This is a genomic window from Mycobacterium sp. NGS58 (genome assembly GCF_059812385.1).
The window spans coordinates 67,157-84,212 of record NZ_JCALCO010000013.1; the positions used below are offsets into that span (position 1 = coordinate 67,157).

A 17,056-nucleotide genomic window follows, 5' to 3' on the forward strand; every position below is an offset into this window, starting at 1 on the left:
ACTTCTTAGAGACCGGCGGCGCGTGTGACGCGCGCGAACCGGCTGGTCGGTGCGCAGGCGTCACGCACCACCGCGACGTCGTCGACAAAGTCCACGTCGGCCAGCGCCTCGATGGTGACCGCGTCAATACCGTTGTCGCGCAACGCCTTCAAGGTCAGATCTCCGGTATCGGGCACGGACATCGGCACGGCGCGCAGGCACTGCGCCATGGCGGGCTCCGTCACGCCGAGCACCCACCAGCCGCCATCACTGGCCGGCCCGAGCACGGCCGGCGCCTCGAGCAGCCGGCGCGCGCAACCGATCAACAGATCGGCGCTCACCTGGGGGGTGTCCATCCCGATCTGCAGCACCGGAAACCCGGCGGCCGCATCGGCGTGCGCATTGGCGAGCCGGGCCGCGAAGTCCTCACCGCGCTGGGGGGTCACAGTGAACGACGCTAGCCGCTGCCGGATTTCCGGAGCGCTCGCCGCGGCGTCCAGGTCGCCGGTCAGCGCCACCACCCGAGCCGCCACCGGCGCGGCGGCCACCGCATCGAGCGTGTCAAGCAGTGCGGCGGCGGCGATTTCGGCGGCCACCCGGTCGCCGACGGTCGCCGCGAGCCGCGTCTTGGCGCGGCCCGGCTCGGGCGCCTTCGCGACCACCAGCAGGGTGACAGGAAGATCGCTCACGAAATCACCTTCCAGAAGTCCAGGATCGCGGTGATGCTGCCCCGCAGCGAACCGCTGACCTTCGACTTGCCGCCCGTCCTGGGGCCGTAGCTGACGTCGAGCTCGACGACGCGCCAGCCGGCGGCCGCCGCACGCACCAGCAATTCCAGCGGATAACCCGATCGCCGGTCGACGACGCCCAGCTGCAGCAGCGCCTCGCGCCGGGCGACCCGCATCGGCGCGATGTCGTGCACCGGCAGGCCGTGGCGGGTGCGCAGTCGCCAGCTCATGACCACGGTGCCCACCCTGGCCACCCACGGCCAATGCAGGCCGGGAACCGGCCGGCGCCGGCCGGTCACCAAGTCGGCACCGCGCTCGAGCTCGGCGACCAGCCGTGGTAGATCGGCGCCATCCATCGAGCCGTCGGCGTCGATCACCGCCACGATCGGGGTCGTCGCGGCGAGCACACCCGCGTGGACGGCCGACCCATACCCGGGCCGCGGTTCGGCGACGACTCTGGCGCCATGCCGGCTTGCGACCCCGGCGGTGTCGTCGGTGCTGTTGTTGTCCACCACCAGCGCCCGGTAGCCCTCGGGAAGGGCGGTCAGCACCGCGGACAGCGACTCCTCTTCGTTAAGGCAGGGCAGGACCACCGTGACCAGGCCATCGGTGTCGGGCACCCTCAGAATCCGTGGTGGGGGAAAGGCTGCTGCGGGAACACCGGCTGCGAGTGCACCGGCGGTGGCACCGTCTGCTGGGTGTGCGTCGGGATCGGCGCCTGGGTGGCCTGGGTGCTCGGCGGCGAATACGTGCTCGGGGGCGGCGCCTGGGTCGTTGCCTTGGTGCTCGGCGGCGAATACGTCGACGTCGGAGGCGAATACGTCGTCGTCGGAGGCGAGTACGTGGTCGTCGGCGGCGAATACGTTGTCGTCGGAGGCGAATACGTCGTCGTCGGAGGCGAGTATGTCGTCGTGGGAGGCGAGTACGTGGTGGTCGGCGGCGTGTAGGGCGTGATCGTCGGCGACGTGTAAGGGGGGTGGAAGGGCGGGTAGTTCGGCCCCCACCCCGGGATCGGGATGGGAATCGGAATAGGAACCGGCACAATGGGATTGGGTCGAGGTGCCCAACCCGGATCGGGATTCGGCACGACACCGGGGTTGACCGGCGCCTCGGGAGCGGGGCCGTTCGGCACTCCGCCTCCCGACGGGGGGGCGACCTGCTGTGGGGCCGGGACATAGCTGGGGGCCTCGACGGTGCCGCCCTGGAATCCGGCGTTGGGCGCATCCGGCGGGGGCGGCGGCAACGGCGCCAGTTGCTGGCTCGGCAGGATCGGCATGAACTTGCCCGGGGTGCCGTTCTGGACCCCCACCACCGGTTTCTGGCTGGCGGTCGGCTCAACGGCGACCGCGATCGCGGTGGCCAGCGACGCCAATCCGACGACCGCGAACGCGATGACGGCGTTGCCGATCACCAGCGATCGCCGCGACAGCTTCGTCGGCTCGTCCTCGCCGGCGTCGCCGTACTCGTAGTCGTCGAATTCGGGGTCATACTCATCGAATTCACCCGGGTACTGCTCGCCCTCGTCGGCCATCGAATACGCCAACTGGTGGTCATCGGCGTTCGGGTCCGCGAACTCCGATGCCGGCACGACCGTCGTCTCGTCCCCGATCGGCCCCGTCGAAGGCACCGCCGTGGTGGCGTCCCCGAACGCCGACGCCATCGCCGTCTCATCGGCGGCCAGGCCTGCCGCGGGCACCATGGCCGTCGCGCCGCCCGCCTGCAGGGCCGCCGCCGTTGCGGCGGCTATCGCGGCGCCGCGGGCGAGCGCAAAGGTGGGGTCCTCGGCGACCTGCACCCGCATGGTCGACCCGTCGCGAAGCTCGTCGGCCACTCGGTTCAGATCGGGCGACGCACCGAGCAGATACACGTCCTGCGGGGCAGCGGGGTGCTCGCCCAGGTTCGCCATCATCGTGTGGAACGCGGCCGTCGCATCGCCGCCCGATGTACCCCCCAGCTGCTGGCGCGCGAGCACGGTCGGCGGCGCGTCCGGATCGCCGTCGCCCGAGCCCACCATCGACAGCGTCGCGGTCGCGTCGTCCATCACCAGCGCGGCGCCGGGCCGGCCGGCCGCGCGCATCAGCGCGGCCACCGCCTGCGACTCCGAGAGCACCGCGACGTTGTGGACGCCGGAATCCTCCAGCGCCCGCCGCAGCTGGTCGGCGGCGGGATGATCGGTCCAGCACAGCCGGGTACCGACCAGGTGATGGTTCTCGCCGGCCAGCAGCCGATTCGTGCCGACCACGGTCTCGGTCAGCGTCTCGATCGGATTGTCCGCGAGGTCGACGACGGATTGGTCGATCACGTCGGTCCCCTGCGCGCCCGACCCGACCAGGGCCAAGCGCGCGACGGGTCCGGTGACCGCAACCCCCAAAACGACGTCCATCCCGGCTCTCCTTCGGCTGGCTACCCCGCAACCAGCAATGTCCCGGCATCATTACACTTGCGATACCGTTGGAGTATCAATCATTCAGGCGACAAGCTTCGTCTACTAGCGCAGCGTAACCAGCTTTTCGAACGATAGGACGATTGCCGCAGGATCATCTCCGCCCAGCAGCCGGCCTGAGCCACTGCCAGGAGCATCCGAACGGAGAATATGTTCGCAAGCGAGCGGTGCATTTGGCCCGGCGGGGTAATCCCTCGCCGAATACTGGAAACTGCGCCAACAATATCGGTCCTCGCATCCCGGGAGGCATGGTGAACCAGAGCAGCGACGACGCGCCTACCGGCCCCATCCGCAGTCAGACCCAGCAGGCGCCGGCGCCGCGCATCATCCGCCCGCACGCCACGGGCGGTGCCGCGCCGGGCGACGCGGGAACGAAGCGGTACCGGCACGTCGGCGACCTGACCGCGGTGGCATTGCTGATCCTCGCGGTGTTCTTGCCGTGGAACCTCTACTTCGGACTCGGAATCCCGGACAGCAGCGCCATCCTCTTCGTGGTGCTGATCGCGGTGACGGTGCTGGCCGTCGCCGCCGTGGGGGTCGCCGGTTCCTGGCGGTCGGGCGGCGCGCATTTCAACCCCGCGCGGGCCGCCCGGCTCCGCTTGGCGCTCAACGTCCCCTACCTGCTGCTGGTGCTCGCCTTCGTCGTGTTCGACGCGTACGAGACCGTCCGATTCGGTGGCACCGTCAACGTGCCGGGCGGTGTGGGGCCGGGGGCATGGGTCGGGGTCGCCGGCTCGTTGTTGAGCGCCCAGGCGGTGCCCACCGGCGCACTCACGGGACCCGTTCCGGCGGGGGACGAGTCCACCGGGTGGCACAGGTCGGCGCGGATCATCGGCTCGGTGTCGATGCTGGCGGCGGTGCTCAGCTTCGGCTTCAACCTGTACTGGCGGGTGCGGTACGCGCTGCAAAGCACCGGCGGCGCAGACCAATTCGGCAAGCAGAACATCGCCGTGATCGCGACCGCGGTGGTGTACGGCGTGGTGGCGCTGGTCGCGGTGCTGGTTGCCTCCAGGTGGTTGTTGCGCAGCGCGCGGGAGAGCCGGCTGAGCACGGTCGCGCTCGGCGCGTCGACGCTGGCCGCCGGGATCGTCGTGTGGTTCCTGCCGGCCGGTCGCGACATCGACGCGTTCCACGGCATCGCGCAGAACACCTCCACCGCCGGCGTCGGATTCGAGGGCTACCTGGCGTGGGCGGCCGGCGCGGCGTTGTTCGCGCCGCGGGCGCTGTTCGGTCGCCGGAACGCCTTGCCGACGGAGGAGTCCGCGTGGCGAGCGACGGCCCGGAATGGCTTGCTGCTCATCGCCGTTTGGTGTGTGGGGTCGGTAGCGATGCGGATCACCGACCTGGTTGTCGGCGTGATCCTGAACTACCCGTTCTCCCGGTACGACAGCATCGTGCTGGCCGCTTTCGACCTGGCGACCGCGGTCCTGGCGATCTGGCTGCGCCGCAGGCTGGCCACCCTCTCGGCGAGAATGGTCACGTCGCTGTGCGGCCTCGTCGCCACCCTGAGCGTCGCCCGCGTGGTCGTCGGTGTCGTGCTGGCGCCGCGCTTCGCGGATTCGCCCAATTCCCCTGCGCTGCACCCGGTCTACGGCAACAACCTGGCTCAGCAGATCACCAGCGTTTTCGACGTGACGCTGTGCGGCCTGGCCCTGGGCATCCTGGTGGCGGCGATCATCGCCGGGCAGCTGAGCGGTCGGCGGCGGGCCAATCGCGCGGCCCGACGGCGCGCGGCCGCCGCTAATGCGGCGGCGCCGACCACCCGTGTCCCGGTGGGCCAGGGCGCCGCGCCGTCGGCCGCGGCGACCACCCGCATCCCCGCCGGCGTTCCCGGCGCGGACCACGAACCGGCGACCTCGGAGATACCGCCGCTGGCCAACGCCCCCCGGATCTTTCGCGGCGACGACTCCGGAACGCGTCAGATACCCGTGCAGAAGCCGCAGATTTACCGGCCCCCGCAGGGCTGAACCTCAGCGAAGGGGCGCGAACGCGAATTCGCGCAGCCCCTCACCCGGTGTCACGGCCGCACGGAAGCCGAGCACCTCGGCGGCCCTCGACGGGTCGGCGACGATGTGGCGCACGTCGCCGCTGCGGTACTGCCCGGTGACCACCGGCGACAGCGTGCCGCCGCGCGCGTCGCACAATGCGCGAGCAACTTCCAGGATCGAAACGGGTTGTCCCGAGCAGACATTGACCGCCGTGAAACCCTCGCGCCGCTGTGCCGCCGCGAGGTTGGCGGCCGCCACATCGTCGACGTGGACGAAGTCACGCATCTGCCCGCCGTCCTCGAAAACCTTTGGGGGTTCGCCCTTTTCCAGCGCCGAGCGGAAGATCGCCGCCACGCCGGAGTAGGGGGTGTCGCGCGGCATGCCGGGGCCGTAGACGTTGTGGTAGCGCAGTGCCACCACCGAGCCACCCGTGGCCTCCGACCACGCCAGGGCGTAATGCTCCTGCGCGGTCTTACTGGCGGCGTAGAGGCTTCGTGGTCGCAGGCAGGCGTCCTCGTCGACGAGGCGCCAGTGCAGTTCCTCCCCGCCGACCGGGCAGCGGTGCTCGAAGATCCCGGCGTCGAGGTCGGCCCGGCTCCGCGGCAGCGGATCCACGGCTCCGTGCCGCCCGCACTGATAGCTGCCCTGCCCGTACACCACCATCGACGACGCCAGCACCAGGTGCCGCACCCCGGCGGCGAACATCTGCGCCAACAGGACCGTGGTGGCCAGATCGTTGTGGCCGCCGTAGTCCGGGGCATCGGCGGCGTCCACACCCGCCCCCACCATCGCCGCCTGATGGCACACCATGTCCACGCCGGCCAGCAGCGGGGCCAGTGCGTCGGCGTCGCGCACATCGACGCGGTGACATCCCTGTGGCAGCACGGGATTTGGGCCGTGCGCGGCGGGCAGCAACGCGTCGACGGCGACCACCTCGTGACCCGCGACCCGTAACGCGGCGTGTACCCGCGTGCCGATGAAGCCGGCCGCCCCGGTCAGCAGCACCCTCACGGCAGCTCGATGGGCAGGGTGACGCCGGTGTGCGGCAGGCAATGCGTGCAGGTGCGGTCGGCGGCCACCCGGCCGATGGCCTGGCGGATCAGGGTCTTGAACATTTCGATGTTCTTCGCGAATTCGGCGAACACGTCGACGGTCTTGACGCCCTCGCCGGCGCTGACACCGGCATCGAGATCGGTAACCAACGCTACTGCCGCGTAACAGATTTCGAGCTCACGAGCCAGCACGGCCTCCGGATAGCCGGTCATGTTGACCAGCGAGAAACCGGCCGAGGCGAACCACTGGCTTTCGGCGCGGGTGGAAAAGCGCGGGCCCTGGATCACCACGATGGTGCCGCCGTCGGTCACGTCGGGCAGGACGGTCACCGCGTCGCGCAGCGTCGGGCAGTACGGGTCGGCGAAGTCGACGTGAATCCCGCCAGAGTCGAAATAGGTGTCGGCGCGGCCGCGGGTGCGGTCCACCAGCTGGTCGGGCACCACGACGGCGCCCGGGCCGAGTTCGGGTTTGAGGCTGCCCACCGCGCAGGGCGCGAGCACCCGCCGCACGCCGAGCTTGCGCAGGGCCCACATGTTCGCCCGGTATGGCACGGTGTGCGCGGAGAATTCGTGTTCGGCGCCATGACGCGGCAGGAAGGCCACCTCGTGGCCTCCGATGGCGCCGACGGTGACCGGGGCGCTGGGGTCCCCGTACGGAGTGTCGACGGTGACCTCGCGGGAGTCGGATCCGAAAAAGGTGTAGAAGCCGCTGCCGCCGATGACTCCGAGCATCCGACCATTGTGGTGCATGAGGCCGAAGCGACCGCGGGTGCGGGGCCGGGGATTGACCGCTCGCGTCCTGGCAGGATGTTCGTGTGGCTAATTTCGGGCAGTGGATATCCGGTGCGCGGCCGCGAACGTTGCCCAATGCGGTGGCGCCCGTCGTCGCGGGAACCGGTGCCGCGGCATGGCTGCATTCCGTGGTGTGGTGGAAGGCGCTGCTGGCGCTGGCGGTTGCGCTCGCGATGATCATCGGCGTCAACTACGCCAACGACTACTCCGATGGCATCCGGGGCACCGACGACGTCCGGGCGGGCCCGGTGCGCCTCGTCGGCTCGCGGCTGGCGGCGCCGCGGGCGGTGCTGGCCGCCGCGATCGCCAGCCTGACCGTCGGCGCGCTCGCCGGGCTCGCGCTGGCGCTGTTCAGCGCGCCATGGCTGATCGCGGTGGGGGCGGCCTGCATCGCCGGGGCGTGGCTGTACACCGGCGGGTCGAAACCGTACGGGTACGCCGGTTTTGGCGAGATCGCGGTGTTCCTGTTCTTCGGGCTCGTCGCCGTGCTGGGCACCCAGTACACCCAGGCGCTGCGCGTGGACTGGGTGGGCCTGCTCCTGGCCGTGTCGATCGGTGCGCTGTCCTCCTCGGTGCTGGTGGCCAACAACCTGCGGGACATCCCCACCGATGCGCGCTCGGGAAAGATCACCCTGGCGGTACGGCTCGGTGATGCCCGCACCCGGATCCTGTACCAGGCGCTGCTGGCGACCGCCGGGGTGTTGACCCTGGCGCTCATGTTGGCGACACCCTGGTGCGCCGCCGGATTGGTGGCCACACCGCTCGCCCTGCGCGCGGCGTCCCCGGTGCGGTCCGGCCGCGGCGGTCCGGAGCTCATCCCGGTGCTGCGCGATACGGGGCTGGCGATGGTGGTATGGGCGATCGCGGTGGCCGCGGCGCTGGCGCTGGCCGGCTGAGCCGGTACCTATAGTGCAAACAAAGCGCCCGGTGGAGTACGTTTGCGTCTGCTGGGGCGATAGCGAAGGACCGCGATGAAGCAGATTGCCGCGACTAGCGGGCCCACGAACATCGGCCTACTCAGCGTCGGGTCGTACCGGCCGGAGCGAGTGGTCACCAACGACGAGCTCTGCGAGAACATCGACTCGTCCGACGAATGGATCTATTCGCGAACCGGCATCAAGACGCGCCGGTTCGCCGCCCGCGACGAATCCGCGGCGTCGATGGCGACCGCCGCCGGGCAGGAGGCGATCGCCAAAGCCTCGCTCACCGCGGACGACATCGACTGCGTGATCGTCGCTACCAGCACGCATTTCCTGCAGACGCCCGCCTGTGCCCCATCGGTGGCGACGGCCTTGGGCGCCACCGGCGTGCCCGCGTTCGACGTCTCGGCCGGGTGTGCCGGCTTCGGCTACGCGCTCGGTGTCGCGGCCGACATGATCCGGGGCGGCACCGCCGCCAAGGTGCTGGTGCTGGGTTCGGAGAAACTGTCGCCGACCGTGGACATGCAGGACCGCACCAACTGCTTCATCTTCGCCGACGGCGCCGCCGGGGTGGTGGTGGGCGAGACGCCGGAGCAGGGCGTCGGCCCGACCGTCTGGGGCAGCGACGGTGCACAGGCCACGGCCATCCGCCAGGACATCGACTGGATCGACTACATGGACCGCCCGACGGGACCGCGGCCCTTCCTGCGGCTCGAGGGCAGCGCGGTGTTCCGGTGGGCGGCATTCGAGATGGGCAAGGTCGGCCGCCAGGCCATGGACGCGGCGGGCGTCCGCCCCGACGAGATCGACGTCTTCCTGCCGCATCAGGCCAACGGCCGGATCAACGAAGTGCTGGCCAAAGGCCTTGAGCTGCGCCCGGATGCGGTCGTCGCCAACGACATCGAGCACACCGGGAACACCTCGGCGGCGTCCATCCCACTGGCGATGGCCGAAGTGCTGGGGACCGGAGCCGCCAAGGCGGGCGATTTGGCCCTGCTGCTCGGTTACGGCGCCGGCCTGAGCTATGCCGCGCAGGTCGTGCGGCTGCCGAGCGCTTAGCCGCGTCCTGATTCCTGGCCGCCCTGGTCCGGCGTGGTGTCGTCGTGCAGCCGGGCCTGCAGCAGTTCACGCTCCCGGCGCCGCCGTTCCCCGGCGATCGCGAGCGCGGCGGTGGCGCGGCGGCGCAGCGGGGCGAACACCAGCATGCCCAGGGGCATCGCAATGATCAGGGCGAACAGCACCGCGACAACGATCGGGAACTGGCTGATGCCCGCCAGGCGCGCGACGCCGTAGATCACGCCGGTGAGCACGACCGCCAGCAGCACCCGCGCCGTCAGGTACGCCCCCACGTGGAGGGCGACGCGGCTTCGGTCCTGCGCCGCGCCTTCGCCCTGACCGGCGCTGTCATCGCTAGCTTCTTGTGACACAGGGTGAGCCTACGACGCGGGTATATTCGCCCCAAGGAGGTGTTGCGTGCTCTACCTGCTGCTCGTCGTGATTTTGGGGACGCTGATCTATGTCGGCTGGCGCGCCGCGCGGTCGCAGACCCACCGGCCGAAGACGCGCGTCATCGGGCCCGACGACGACCCGGATTTCCTGCGGCGGTTGGGTCACGGCGACAAGTAACCCGCCCTAGCTCGGTGGCGGCGCCCCGCTGGCGCTATCCGAGCACTCCCGGGTTGTGCGGGTCGCCGGGGAACCCGTCGGCGACGATGGCGGCCAGCTCGGTGAGCGCTTCGCGCGTCCCGCGCCGCAACCGGTCCAGTTCAATCTCGGCGCCCTCTTCCAGGTGCGGATCGAAGGGCACCAGTTGTACCGCGCGGCAGCGCCGGGAGAAGTGGTCGATCACCTTGTTCATGTCGACCTTGCCCGGGCGCGGCTTGACCCCGTTGATGACCGCGATGGAATTGCGAACCAGGTCCTCGTGGCCGTGGGCGTCCAGCCAGTCCAGCGTCGCCGAGGCGCTGCGCGCGCCGTCGATGGACGCCGAACTGACCACGACGAGGGCGTCGGCCTTCTCCAGCACCGAGCTCATGACGGAGTGCAGCAGTCCGGGACCGCAGTCGGTGAGCACCAGCCCGTAGAACCGTTCCAGGATGTCCAGGACCCGCACATAGTCGTCGGCACCGAACGCGTCCGAGATGCCCGGATCCGTCTCGGATGCCAACACCTCCAGGCCGCTCGGCCCCTTGGACGTGTAGCGGCGCACGTCGCTGTAGCGCTCGATGGTTCCCGCGTCGTGCAGCAGCTGGCGCACGGTCGCGGCCGTCTCCAGCGGGATCTTCTGGCTCAACGTGCCTCGGTCGGGGTTGGCGTCCACGGCGACCACCCGGTCACCGCGGATGGAGGCGAAGGTGGCGCCCAGCGTCGCGGCGATCGTGGTCTTGCCGACGCCGCCCTTCAACGACAGGAAGGCCACCCGGTAGGAACCGCGCAGCGGCCGGTTCACCTGGGCGACCAGGTTGTTGTAGCGCGTGGCCCGCGGGCTCTCGCCCAGATTGATCAGCCCGCCGGACAGCTTGAACAGCAGCCGCCGCCAACCGTCCGACGGTGGTGGCGCGACCGGCCGCAGCAGCATGCCCGTGGACAGTTCCGGATACGGCGTGTGCGGCAGGTGCTCGGGGCGCTGCGGCTCCCCGTGGATCTGCGTGGGCGGCGCGTCCGGGCCGGTGTAATAGGCGCCATACGCCGTCGGATCGACGCGCGGGATGCCGGTCACCGGCGTCGAGTCCCAGAGTGGCATCCCGCTCGGCCTGGGCGCCGTGGGCGGTGCCGCCTGCTGGCGTTCCGGGCCGGGAACACGACGTTCGGTGCGGAAACCGGCGAAGGCGCGGGTCGGGGCGTCGGCACCCGAGCCACCGGACTCGGCCTCGGCTTCGGCGCCCTCGTGCGCGGCGGCCGCAGACGCTGTCTGTGGGGGTATCTGCGTGGTCGGTTGCTCGGGCGCCCCCACGCCCGACGTTGGATGCTCGGTCACTGCACTCCCCTTTGCTGTGCTTTATTCAGCGTGTTGTGCGTTGTTTGGGCCGGTTAACCACCGTCTACCCGACGCCCGCATAAGAATGCAGGCCCACAGTGACCAGGTTAACGAAGAACAAGTTGAAGACCATGGCCACAAACCCCGCGACATTGATCCAGGCGGCTTTCCGGTCGCGCCATCCCGCCGTCGACCTGGCGTGCAGATACGCGGCGTAAATCACCCAGGCGACAAAGGACACAGTTTCTTTGGGGTCCCAGCCCCAATATCTGCCCCAGGCTTCCTCGGCCCAGATCGCACCGAAAATCACGCCGAAACCGAACACCGGAAATGCGAAAATCGTCGTCCGATAGGCGATGCGGTCCAGAGTCTGGGCGTCCGGGAACCGCTGTATCAGTCGGCTCAGCGCGGTGCGCGCGGCGCGGTCGGGGTCCGCCAGCGGCGACGTCCGCAGCAGGAACAGGATGCTGGCGATGCCGGCGACCAGGAACACCCCGGATCCCAGGCTGACCACCGACACGTGGATCGGCAGCCAGTACGACTGCAGGGCGGGCATCACCGGCGCGGCATTGGTGTAGAGCCAGCGACCGGACACGGTGAGCAGGATCAACACCGGTAGCAGCAAAAACACCCACAGCGGACGGTACTGCGGGCGGCGCAGCACGACCGCCCCGGCGATCAACCCGCACAGGCAGGTCAGGTTGATGAACTCGTACATGTTGCCCCAGGGCACCCGCAGGGTGGCCAGGCCGCGCAGCACGAGGCAGGCCAGCAGCAGTCCGATACCCAGGTACACCACGGACAGCCCGGCCCGGCCGACGCGCTCGTCGATCGGGCGTTGGGGCGCCTCGTCCACCACGCCGGGGGTGACGGAATCGGCGCTGACGGCGCCGGCCAGCACCCTCGCGCGCTGGTCGGCGCGACGCCCGCCGGCGTAGGCCAGCTCGAAGGCGAGCAACAGCAGCGCGATCACCAGTGCGACCACCGCCGACGTGAATGCCCAGTCCGAGTAGCGCGCCAGCTCGACGTTGACGTGCACCGTATTCATTTGACGTCCACCTCAGAACTCCTCTTGGACGCTGCGGGTGTCGCGTCGCCGTCGGACGCGGTGGGTGGCTCGGGGCGAGCGAAGCCGGAGACCAGCCGCTCGGACAGTCGCTCGAACTCGTCGCCCCAACCGGAGTTGTCGGTGCGCGCGAGGCCGCCCAGTTCGACGTTCACCGTACCGGGCGACCCGCCGGCGTCGGTTGTCAGACGGACCCACACCCGCCGGCGGCGCACCAGCAGCGACACCACGAGACCGCCCATCATCGTGATCGCGAAGACCAGCACCCAGGTCTGGCCCGGGTCGTGCGAGACCTGCAGGTTGACGAACGGGACGGCGCCGTCGAAGCGGATCACGGTGCCGGCCGCCGGGCCCTGGTCGATCCGGACCGATTGGCCGGCACGGAGGTTGACCCGCTTCTCCTTGGTCAACCGGTGCTGCTCGATCAGTCGGGGATCCAGGGTGAACAGCGACTGGGGGCGCCCGGTGTCCAGCCCGGTGTCGCCGCGATAGATGTCGACGGCGACCGCCGGGGCGTCCAGCGCCGGGAACCGCGACGACAGCAGCGTGCCCTCCAGCTGCTCGGTCGGGGCCAGCAGGCCCTGGATGGCGATCTCGTGGTTGCGGCGGTCCGCGGGGCTGGGGTAGCTGCCGGCGGGCGGATCGATGCGCACCACACCCGACGACAGCAGGGTCTGCGGGTTGTCGGGCCGCCACTGCACCGTCGCGGTGCGGATCTGCCCGTCCGGGTAGGTGACGCTGAAGGTTGGCGCGTAGCCGTGTCCCTGCAGGTAGACGCGGTCACCACCGAGGCGCAACGGGTGGTTGACCTCCAGCTGGTAGTGCCGCCAGGTGTTCGCGGTCAGATCCGTGCCGGACTGGTAGTCGATGTTCGCCGCGAACGACGTGGCCTGCCCCGACGGCAGATAGTGCGCCACGAAGTCGTCGACACGGATGCACAGCGGGTGCAGCGAGGTGCCGTCGACCGTGTTGCCGGCCCGGAACGAGTCGAACGCGGCCGGCGAGGCCGAGCAGAAGCCGGGGCCGCCGTCGGCGATGACGATGACGTTGCCTTCGTAGCCGAACAGCTTGCCGACGGCCACCGCGACCAGCAGGCCCAGCAGCGAGAAGTGGAAGACGATGTTGCCGAACTCGCGCAGGTAGCCCTTCTCGGCGGACACCTCCACCACTTCGGCATCGGCGGACGCGGCGGTGTCCCGGTGCCGGATGGCGGTGCGCCACCCGCTCAGCCGTGCGGCCAGCGTGTTCGCCAGGGCGTTCAGCTCGTCGGTGCCGGCCTGGACCCGGTGACTGGCGTACTTGGGCAGCCGGGCCAGGTTGCGCGGCGCGGCCACCGGGGTGGCCCGCAGGCTGCGGACGTGCTCGATCATCCGCGGGGTGAGGCAGCCCACCAGCGATACGAACAGCAGCACGTAGACGGCGGTGAACCAGAAGCTGGAGAACACGTTGAAGGCCTGCAGGCGATCCAGCCACGGCCCGATGACCGGGTGGGCCCTGAGGTAGTCGTCGACCTTGCCGGCGTTGAGGCTGCGCTGCGGCAGCAACGCCCCCGGGATCGCGCCGAGCGCGAGCAGGAACAACAGCACCAGCGCGGTGCCCATCGAGGTCAGCGCGCGCCAGGTGTTGCGAGCCGCGGCGAGCCCTTGGGTGATCAGAGGGGCGCTCAAATCGGCAGCCTCACGTCGGACACGAACGCGTCGCGCAGCCACGAGATGAAGTCGTTCCAGACCCCGGTGACCAGCAGCGCGCCGACAGTGATCAGCAGGACGCCGCCGAAGATCTGGATGGCCCGGGTGTGCCGGCGCAGCCACCCCAGGCCCCCGACCGCGCCCGCCGACCCGAACGCCAGCAGCACGAACGGGATGCCCAGGCCCAGGCAGTAGGCGATTACCAACACGATTCCGCGGGCCACGCTCGCGCCGTCGGTGGCCGAGGCGACGGTGATCACGCCGGCCAGCGTCGGACCCAGGCACGGCGTCCAGCCCAAAGCGAACACCGCGCCCAGCACCGGCGCCCCGGCGACCGTGGTCAGCTGCCGCGGACTGAACCGGGCCTGACGCTGCAGGGCCGGGATGAGGCCCACGAACACCAGGCCCATGACGATGGTCAGCACACCCCCGGCCCGCTGCAGCAGCAGCTGGTTGGTGATCAGCGTGGTCGTCATGCCGAGGACGGCGACGGTGCCGAGCACGAACACGGTGGTGAACCCGGCGACAAACAACGCCGCCGATCCCGCGACGCGCCAGCGTGCACCCGGCGGGGCCTTGACCGCGCCCTCGGGAGGTCGCTCGTCGACGCCCACGACCGCGGCCAGGTACGACAGGTAGCCGGGCACCAGCGGCACCACGCACGGCGAGGCGAACGACACCAATCCCGCCAGCAGGCACGCACCGAGCGCCACCAGGAGCGGTCCGGCGGCGGCGATCTGGGTGAATCCGGTCATCGCCGTCTCGAGCCCGTCACGGCGCCGCCTTGCCGACTGGAGTCGGCGATGCCTCGGCGGCCAGTCGCTGCACCACGGGCTGCAGGTCGGTCGCCAGCAATTCGCGCAGGAAGACCGCCGCCACACGGTGCTGGCGGTCCAGGACCAGCGTGGACGGGATCACGGTGGTCGGGTATTTGCCGCCGAAGGCGATCAGGCTGCGCATCGCCGGGTCGTAGATGGACGGGAACGTGACCTGGCGGTCGTTGACGAAGTCCAGCGCCGCCTGCCGGTTGGCGTCCCGGACGTCAATGCCGAGGAAGGAGACGCCCGCGCCGCGCGTAGCGTCATACACCTGCTGCAGCTGGGTGACCTCGGCCCGGCACGGCCCGCACCACTGTCCCCAGATGTTGATGACCACGACCCGGCCGGCGAAGATCGGGTCGTCCAGCGACAGCGTGTGCGCGGGGTCGGCCAGGTCGGGCCCGGCCAGGCGGCCGGGGCGGCCGCGGCTGGACGGCGGGTCGTAGTAGATGTCGGTCTTGCCGCCGGGCGAGACGAATTCGAAGGTGCCGCCCTGCGCGACGGCGTCGTGCCCCGACGAGCAGCCGGCAACCAGGCCGGGGAGCAGCGCCGCCAGTACGGCCCCGGCCATCGCCTGCCGTCGCGCGGTGATCAATGCGCCGCCGGTTCGCTGTACTCGACGTCCACCAGCCGGTCGCCGTCGTAGACCAGGGTTGTCACCGACGCGAGCCCGCACTGTCGCCGCCGCGGGTCGTGCCACAGCCGCCGGCCAATCACGTGCAGCCGCAGCGTCCACACCGGCAGTTGGTGGCTGACGCACACCACCTCGTGGCCCGCGCCGCGGGCGCGGGCCTTATCCACCGCCGTCTGCATCCGGGCCGCGATCTCGGCGTACGGCTCACCCCAGGACGGCCGGAACGGGTTGCGCAGCTGCCACCACACCCGCGGGTCGCGCCAGGCGCCGTCGCCCGGGCTGACCCGTTTGCCCTGGAAGAAGTTGGCCGATTCGATCAGATCCGGGTCGGTGTCCACGGCCAGGCCGTGCCTGGCGGCGATGGGCTCGGCGGTCTCCTGGGCCCGTTCCAGTGGCGACGCGATCACGGCGACGATGTCGCGGTGCGCCAGCGCATCGGCCACCGCGGCGGCTTGCGCGCGGCCGTTGTCGGAGAGATGAAAGTCCGGCAGCCGCCCGTACAGGATGCCGCTCGGGTTGTACACCTCGCCGTGCCGCACGACGTGCACCCGGGTCTGTTCGGCCATCAGGACTTCCCCTCCTCGGCTCGTGCGGCGGCGCCGGCCGCGGCGGGCAGGGCGTCCGCGATCCGGTCGAACGCGGCGTCGTCCAGCGCGGTCGAGACGAACCACGCCTCGAAGGCGCTGCACGGCGGGTAGACGCCGGCGCCCAGCAGCGCATGGAAGAACGGCGGATAGCGCCACGTCTGGGTGGCCCGGGCGGACGCGAAATCCTTCACCGGGGTTTCGGAGAAGAACACGCTGAGCATATTGCCGGCCCGCGGAATCTGGTGCGCCACACCGGCATTCGTGAGCGCGTCGGAGAACAGCCCGGCCAGGCGATCGGCGTTGGCGTCCAAAGTGGCGTAGGCGGTGGCGTCGGCGTTGCGCAGGGTCGCGAGCCCGGCGGCCATCGCCACCGGATTACCCGACAGCGTGCCGGCCTGATACACCGGGCCCAGCGGCGCCAGCCGCTCCATCACGTCGGCCCGGCCACCGAACGCGGCGGCCGGCAGGCCGCCGCTCATCACCTTGCCGAAGGTGAACAGGTCGGCCTCCACGGGATCGATTCCGTACCAACCACTTCGGCTGACCCGGAAGCCGGTCATCACCTCGTCGATGATCAGCAGCGCGCCGTGCTCGGCGGTGATCGCTCGCAGCGCCGCGTTGTAGCCGGGAGCGGGCGGGACCACCCCCATGTTGCCCGGGCTGGCCTCGGTGATCACCGTCGCGATCTGTTCGCCGAACCGGGCGAAGCTCTGTTCCACGGCGTCGATGTCATTGTAGGGCAACACGATTGTGTCGGCGGCCGTCGCGCCGGTGACTCCCGGCGAGGACGGCAGGCCCAGCGTCGCCACCCCGGAACCCGCGTCGGCCAGCAGCGCATCGACGTGGCCGTGGTAGCAGCCGGAGAACTTGATGACCTTGGCCCGGCCGGTGAAGCCGCGGGCGAGCCGGACCGCGCTCATGGTGGCCTCGGTGCCGGAGTTGACCAGCCGGATCCGCTCGACCGGCGCGACCCGGCCGATCATCTCGGCGGCCAGCTCGCTCTCGGCCGGCGTGGGCGCCCCGAACGACAGGCCCGACGCGGCGGCCTTGGCGACGGCCTCGACGACGGCGGGGTGCGCATGACCCAGGATCATCGGGCCCCACGAGCAGACCAAATCCACGTAGCGGTTGCCGTCGGCGTCGGTCAGGTGGCACCCGCGCGCCTCCGTGATGAACGGCGGCGTCCCGCCCACCGCGCTGAACGCGCGGACCGGGGAGTTCACCCCGCCGGGAATCACCGCGCAGGCGTCCTCGAACAACCGGGCCGACGCCGCCGTGGCCCGGGGGACCCCGGTGGCGTGCGCGGTCGCCTGATCACTGCTTCCCATGACGACCAGTGTCCCAGCCCTCGCGGGCCATTCAACTACAGGGTGTAGCAGTACGT

17 protein-coding genes are annotated in these 17,056 nt (G+C 70.5%); 4 read left to right on the forward strand and 13 right to left on the reverse strand.

Annotated features, from left to right (window positions below; all coding sequences use genetic code 11):
- Positions 1-5 precede the first annotated feature (5 nt).
- The 3 genes from AC5Y4H_RS14320 to AC5Y4H_RS14330 are packed head-to-tail and all read right to left on the reverse strand — an operon-like array spanning position 6 to position 3,090.
- Positions 6-668: a TIGR04282 family arsenosugar biosynthesis glycosyltransferase gene (locus AC5Y4H_RS14320; protein ID WP_499982701.1), complete on the reverse strand. Its 663-nt coding sequence runs from the start codon at positions 666-668 to the stop codon at positions 6-8.
- A complete protein-coding gene (locus AC5Y4H_RS14325) occupies positions 665-1,327 on the reverse strand; it encodes a glycosyltransferase family 2 protein (RefSeq protein ID WP_499982702.1) in 663 nt (220 codons plus the stop codon). The genes AC5Y4H_RS14320 and AC5Y4H_RS14325 overlap by 4 nt, the downstream gene beginning before the upstream one ends.
- A 2-nt stretch (positions 1,328-1,329) precedes the next feature.
- Positions 1,330-3,090, reverse strand: a complete 1,761-nt coding sequence (locus AC5Y4H_RS14330; protein ID WP_499982706.1) for a DUF7159 family protein — start codon at positions 3,088-3,090, stop codon at positions 1,330-1,332.
- A gap of 308 nt (positions 3,091-3,398) precedes the next feature.
- Here AC5Y4H_RS14330 and AC5Y4H_RS14335 point away from each other — a divergent pair, with 308 nt between their 5' ends.
- Positions 3,399-5,117, forward strand: a complete 1,719-nt coding sequence (locus AC5Y4H_RS14335) for a DUF7937 domain-containing protein (RefSeq protein WP_499982708.1) — start codon at positions 3,399-3,401, stop codon at positions 5,115-5,117.
- Positions 5,118-5,120: 3 nt separating this feature from the next.
- Here the strand turns inward: AC5Y4H_RS14335 and AC5Y4H_RS14340 are convergent, their stop codons facing one another.
- Together AC5Y4H_RS14340 and AC5Y4H_RS14345 are read right to left on the reverse strand one after the other, a co-directional pair.
- On the reverse strand, positions 5,121-6,149 hold the full coding sequence (locus AC5Y4H_RS14340; protein WP_499982710.1) for an NAD-dependent epimerase/dehydratase family protein: 1,029 nt from the start codon (positions 6,147-6,149) through the stop codon (positions 5,121-5,123).
- Positions 6,146-6,922 (reverse strand): S-methyl-5'-thioadenosine phosphorylase, encoded by a 777-nt coding sequence (locus AC5Y4H_RS14345; protein WP_499982713.1) that lies wholly within the window; start codon positions 6,920-6,922, stop codon positions 6,146-6,148. Before AC5Y4H_RS14345 ends, AC5Y4H_RS14340 begins: the two co-directional genes overlap by 4 nt.
- Positions 6,923-7,005: 83 nt before the next feature.
- On the opposite strand from AC5Y4H_RS14345, the gene AC5Y4H_RS14350 reads away from it, so the two are divergent.
- Positions 7,006-7,878, forward strand: a complete 873-nt coding sequence (locus AC5Y4H_RS14350; protein WP_499982715.1) for a 1,4-dihydroxy-2-naphthoate polyprenyltransferase — start codon at positions 7,006-7,008, stop codon at positions 7,876-7,878.
- Positions 7,879-7,953: 75 nt separating this feature from the next.
- On the forward strand, positions 7,954-8,961 hold the full coding sequence (locus AC5Y4H_RS14355) for a beta-ketoacyl-ACP synthase III (protein ID WP_499982718.1): 1,008 nt from the start codon (positions 7,954-7,956) through the stop codon (positions 8,959-8,961).
- On the opposite strand, the gene AC5Y4H_RS14360 is transcribed toward AC5Y4H_RS14355, so the two are convergent.
- Positions 8,958-9,329 carry a DUF4229 domain-containing protein gene (locus AC5Y4H_RS14360; RefSeq protein WP_499982722.1) on the reverse strand — a complete coding sequence of 124 codons (372 nt, stop codon included), beginning with the start codon at positions 9,327-9,329 and terminating at the stop codon, positions 8,958-8,960. The genes AC5Y4H_RS14355 and AC5Y4H_RS14360 overlap by 4 nt on opposite strands.
- Before the next feature lie 46 nt (positions 9,330-9,375).
- Between AC5Y4H_RS14360 and AC5Y4H_RS14365 the strand changes: the two genes are divergently transcribed.
- Positions 9,376-9,528, forward strand: coding sequence for a hypothetical protein (locus tag AC5Y4H_RS14365; protein ID WP_499982724.1), 153 nt, complete (start codon positions 9,376-9,378; stop codon positions 9,526-9,528).
- Positions 9,529-9,562: 34 nt separating this feature from the next.
- On the opposite strand, the gene AC5Y4H_RS14370 is transcribed toward AC5Y4H_RS14365, so the two are convergent.
- The 7 genes from AC5Y4H_RS14370 to hemL all read right to left on the reverse strand — a co-directional run bounded on the left by AC5Y4H_RS14370 (position 9,563) and on the right by hemL (position 17,000).
- Entirely contained in the window at positions 9,563-10,879 is a 1,317-nt protein-coding gene (locus AC5Y4H_RS14370; protein ID WP_499982726.1) for a MinD/ParA family ATP-binding protein, read from the reverse strand.
- A gap of 64 nt (positions 10,880-10,943) precedes the next feature.
- Positions 10,944-11,927 (reverse strand): c-type cytochrome biogenesis protein CcsB, encoded by a 984-nt coding sequence (ccsB, locus tag AC5Y4H_RS14375; protein WP_499982728.1) that lies wholly within the window; start codon positions 11,925-11,927, stop codon positions 10,944-10,946.
- A complete protein-coding gene (locus AC5Y4H_RS14380; RefSeq protein ID WP_499982851.1) occupies positions 11,924-13,546 on the reverse strand; it encodes a cytochrome c biogenesis protein ResB in 1,623 nt (540 codons plus the stop codon). The genes ccsB and AC5Y4H_RS14380 overlap by 4 nt, the downstream gene beginning before the upstream one ends.
- Before the next feature lie 62 nt (positions 13,547-13,608).
- Entirely contained in the window at positions 13,609-14,388 is a 780-nt protein-coding gene (locus AC5Y4H_RS14385) for a cytochrome c biogenesis CcdA family protein (protein WP_499982730.1), read from the reverse strand.
- A 16-nt stretch (positions 14,389-14,404) separates the two neighbouring features.
- Complete coding sequence (locus AC5Y4H_RS14390) at positions 14,405-15,022, reverse strand: TlpA disulfide reductase family protein (protein ID WP_499982732.1); 618 nt, start codon at positions 15,020-15,022, stop codon at positions 14,405-14,407.
- A gap of 20 nt (positions 15,023-15,042) precedes the next feature.
- The gene (locus AC5Y4H_RS14395; RefSeq protein WP_499982733.1) at positions 15,043-15,651 is read right to left on the reverse strand and encodes a histidine phosphatase family protein; all 609 of its coding nucleotides are present in this window, start codon (positions 15,649-15,651) and stop codon (positions 15,043-15,045) included.
- Positions 15,651-17,000, reverse strand: a complete 1,350-nt coding sequence (gene hemL / locus AC5Y4H_RS14400; RefSeq protein ID WP_499982735.1) for a glutamate-1-semialdehyde 2,1-aminomutase — start codon at positions 16,998-17,000, stop codon at positions 15,651-15,653. The genes AC5Y4H_RS14395 and hemL overlap by 1 nt, the downstream gene beginning before the upstream one ends.
- Positions 17,001-17,056: the final 56 nt, after the last annotated feature.

Excerpts from the sequence above, each read along its gene's own strand:
- AC5Y4H_RS14355 (WP_499982718.1), top strand. The coding sequence starts at position 7,954 with ATGAAGCAGATTGCCGCGACTAGCGGGCCCACGAACATCGGCCTACTC.
- AC5Y4H_RS14330 (WP_499982706.1), bottom strand. The coding sequence starts at position 3,090 with ATGGACGTCGTTTTGGGGGTTGCGGTCACCGGACCCGTCGCGCGCTTG.
- hemL (WP_499982735.1), bottom strand. The coding sequence starts at position 17,000 with ATGGGAAGCAGTGATCAGGCGACCGCGCACGCCACCGGGGTCCCCCGG.
- AC5Y4H_RS14385 (WP_499982730.1), bottom strand. The coding sequence starts at position 14,388 with ATGACCGGATTCACCCAGATCGCCGCCGCCGGACCGCTCCTGGTGGCG.
- AC5Y4H_RS14345 (WP_499982713.1), bottom strand. The coding sequence starts at position 6,922 with ATGCTCGGAGTCATCGGCGGCAGCGGCTTCTACACCTTTTTCGGATCC.
- ccsB (WP_499982728.1), bottom strand. The coding sequence starts at position 11,927 with ATGAATACGGTGCACGTCAACGTCGAGCTGGCGCGCTACTCGGACTGG.
- AC5Y4H_RS14380 (WP_499982851.1), bottom strand. The coding sequence starts at position 13,546 with ATGGGCACCGCGCTGGTGCTGTTGTTCCTGCTCGCGCTCGGCGCGATC.
- AC5Y4H_RS14390 (WP_499982732.1), bottom strand. The coding sequence starts at position 15,022 with ATGGCCGGGGCCGTACTGGCGGCGCTGCTCCCCGGCCTGGTTGCCGGC.
- AC5Y4H_RS14395 (WP_499982733.1), bottom strand. The coding sequence starts at position 15,651 with ATGGCCGAACAGACCCGGGTGCACGTCGTGCGGCACGGCGAGGTGTAC.
- AC5Y4H_RS14335 (WP_499982708.1), top strand. The coding sequence starts at position 3,399 with ATGGTGAACCAGAGCAGCGACGACGCGCCTACCGGCCCCATCCGCAGT.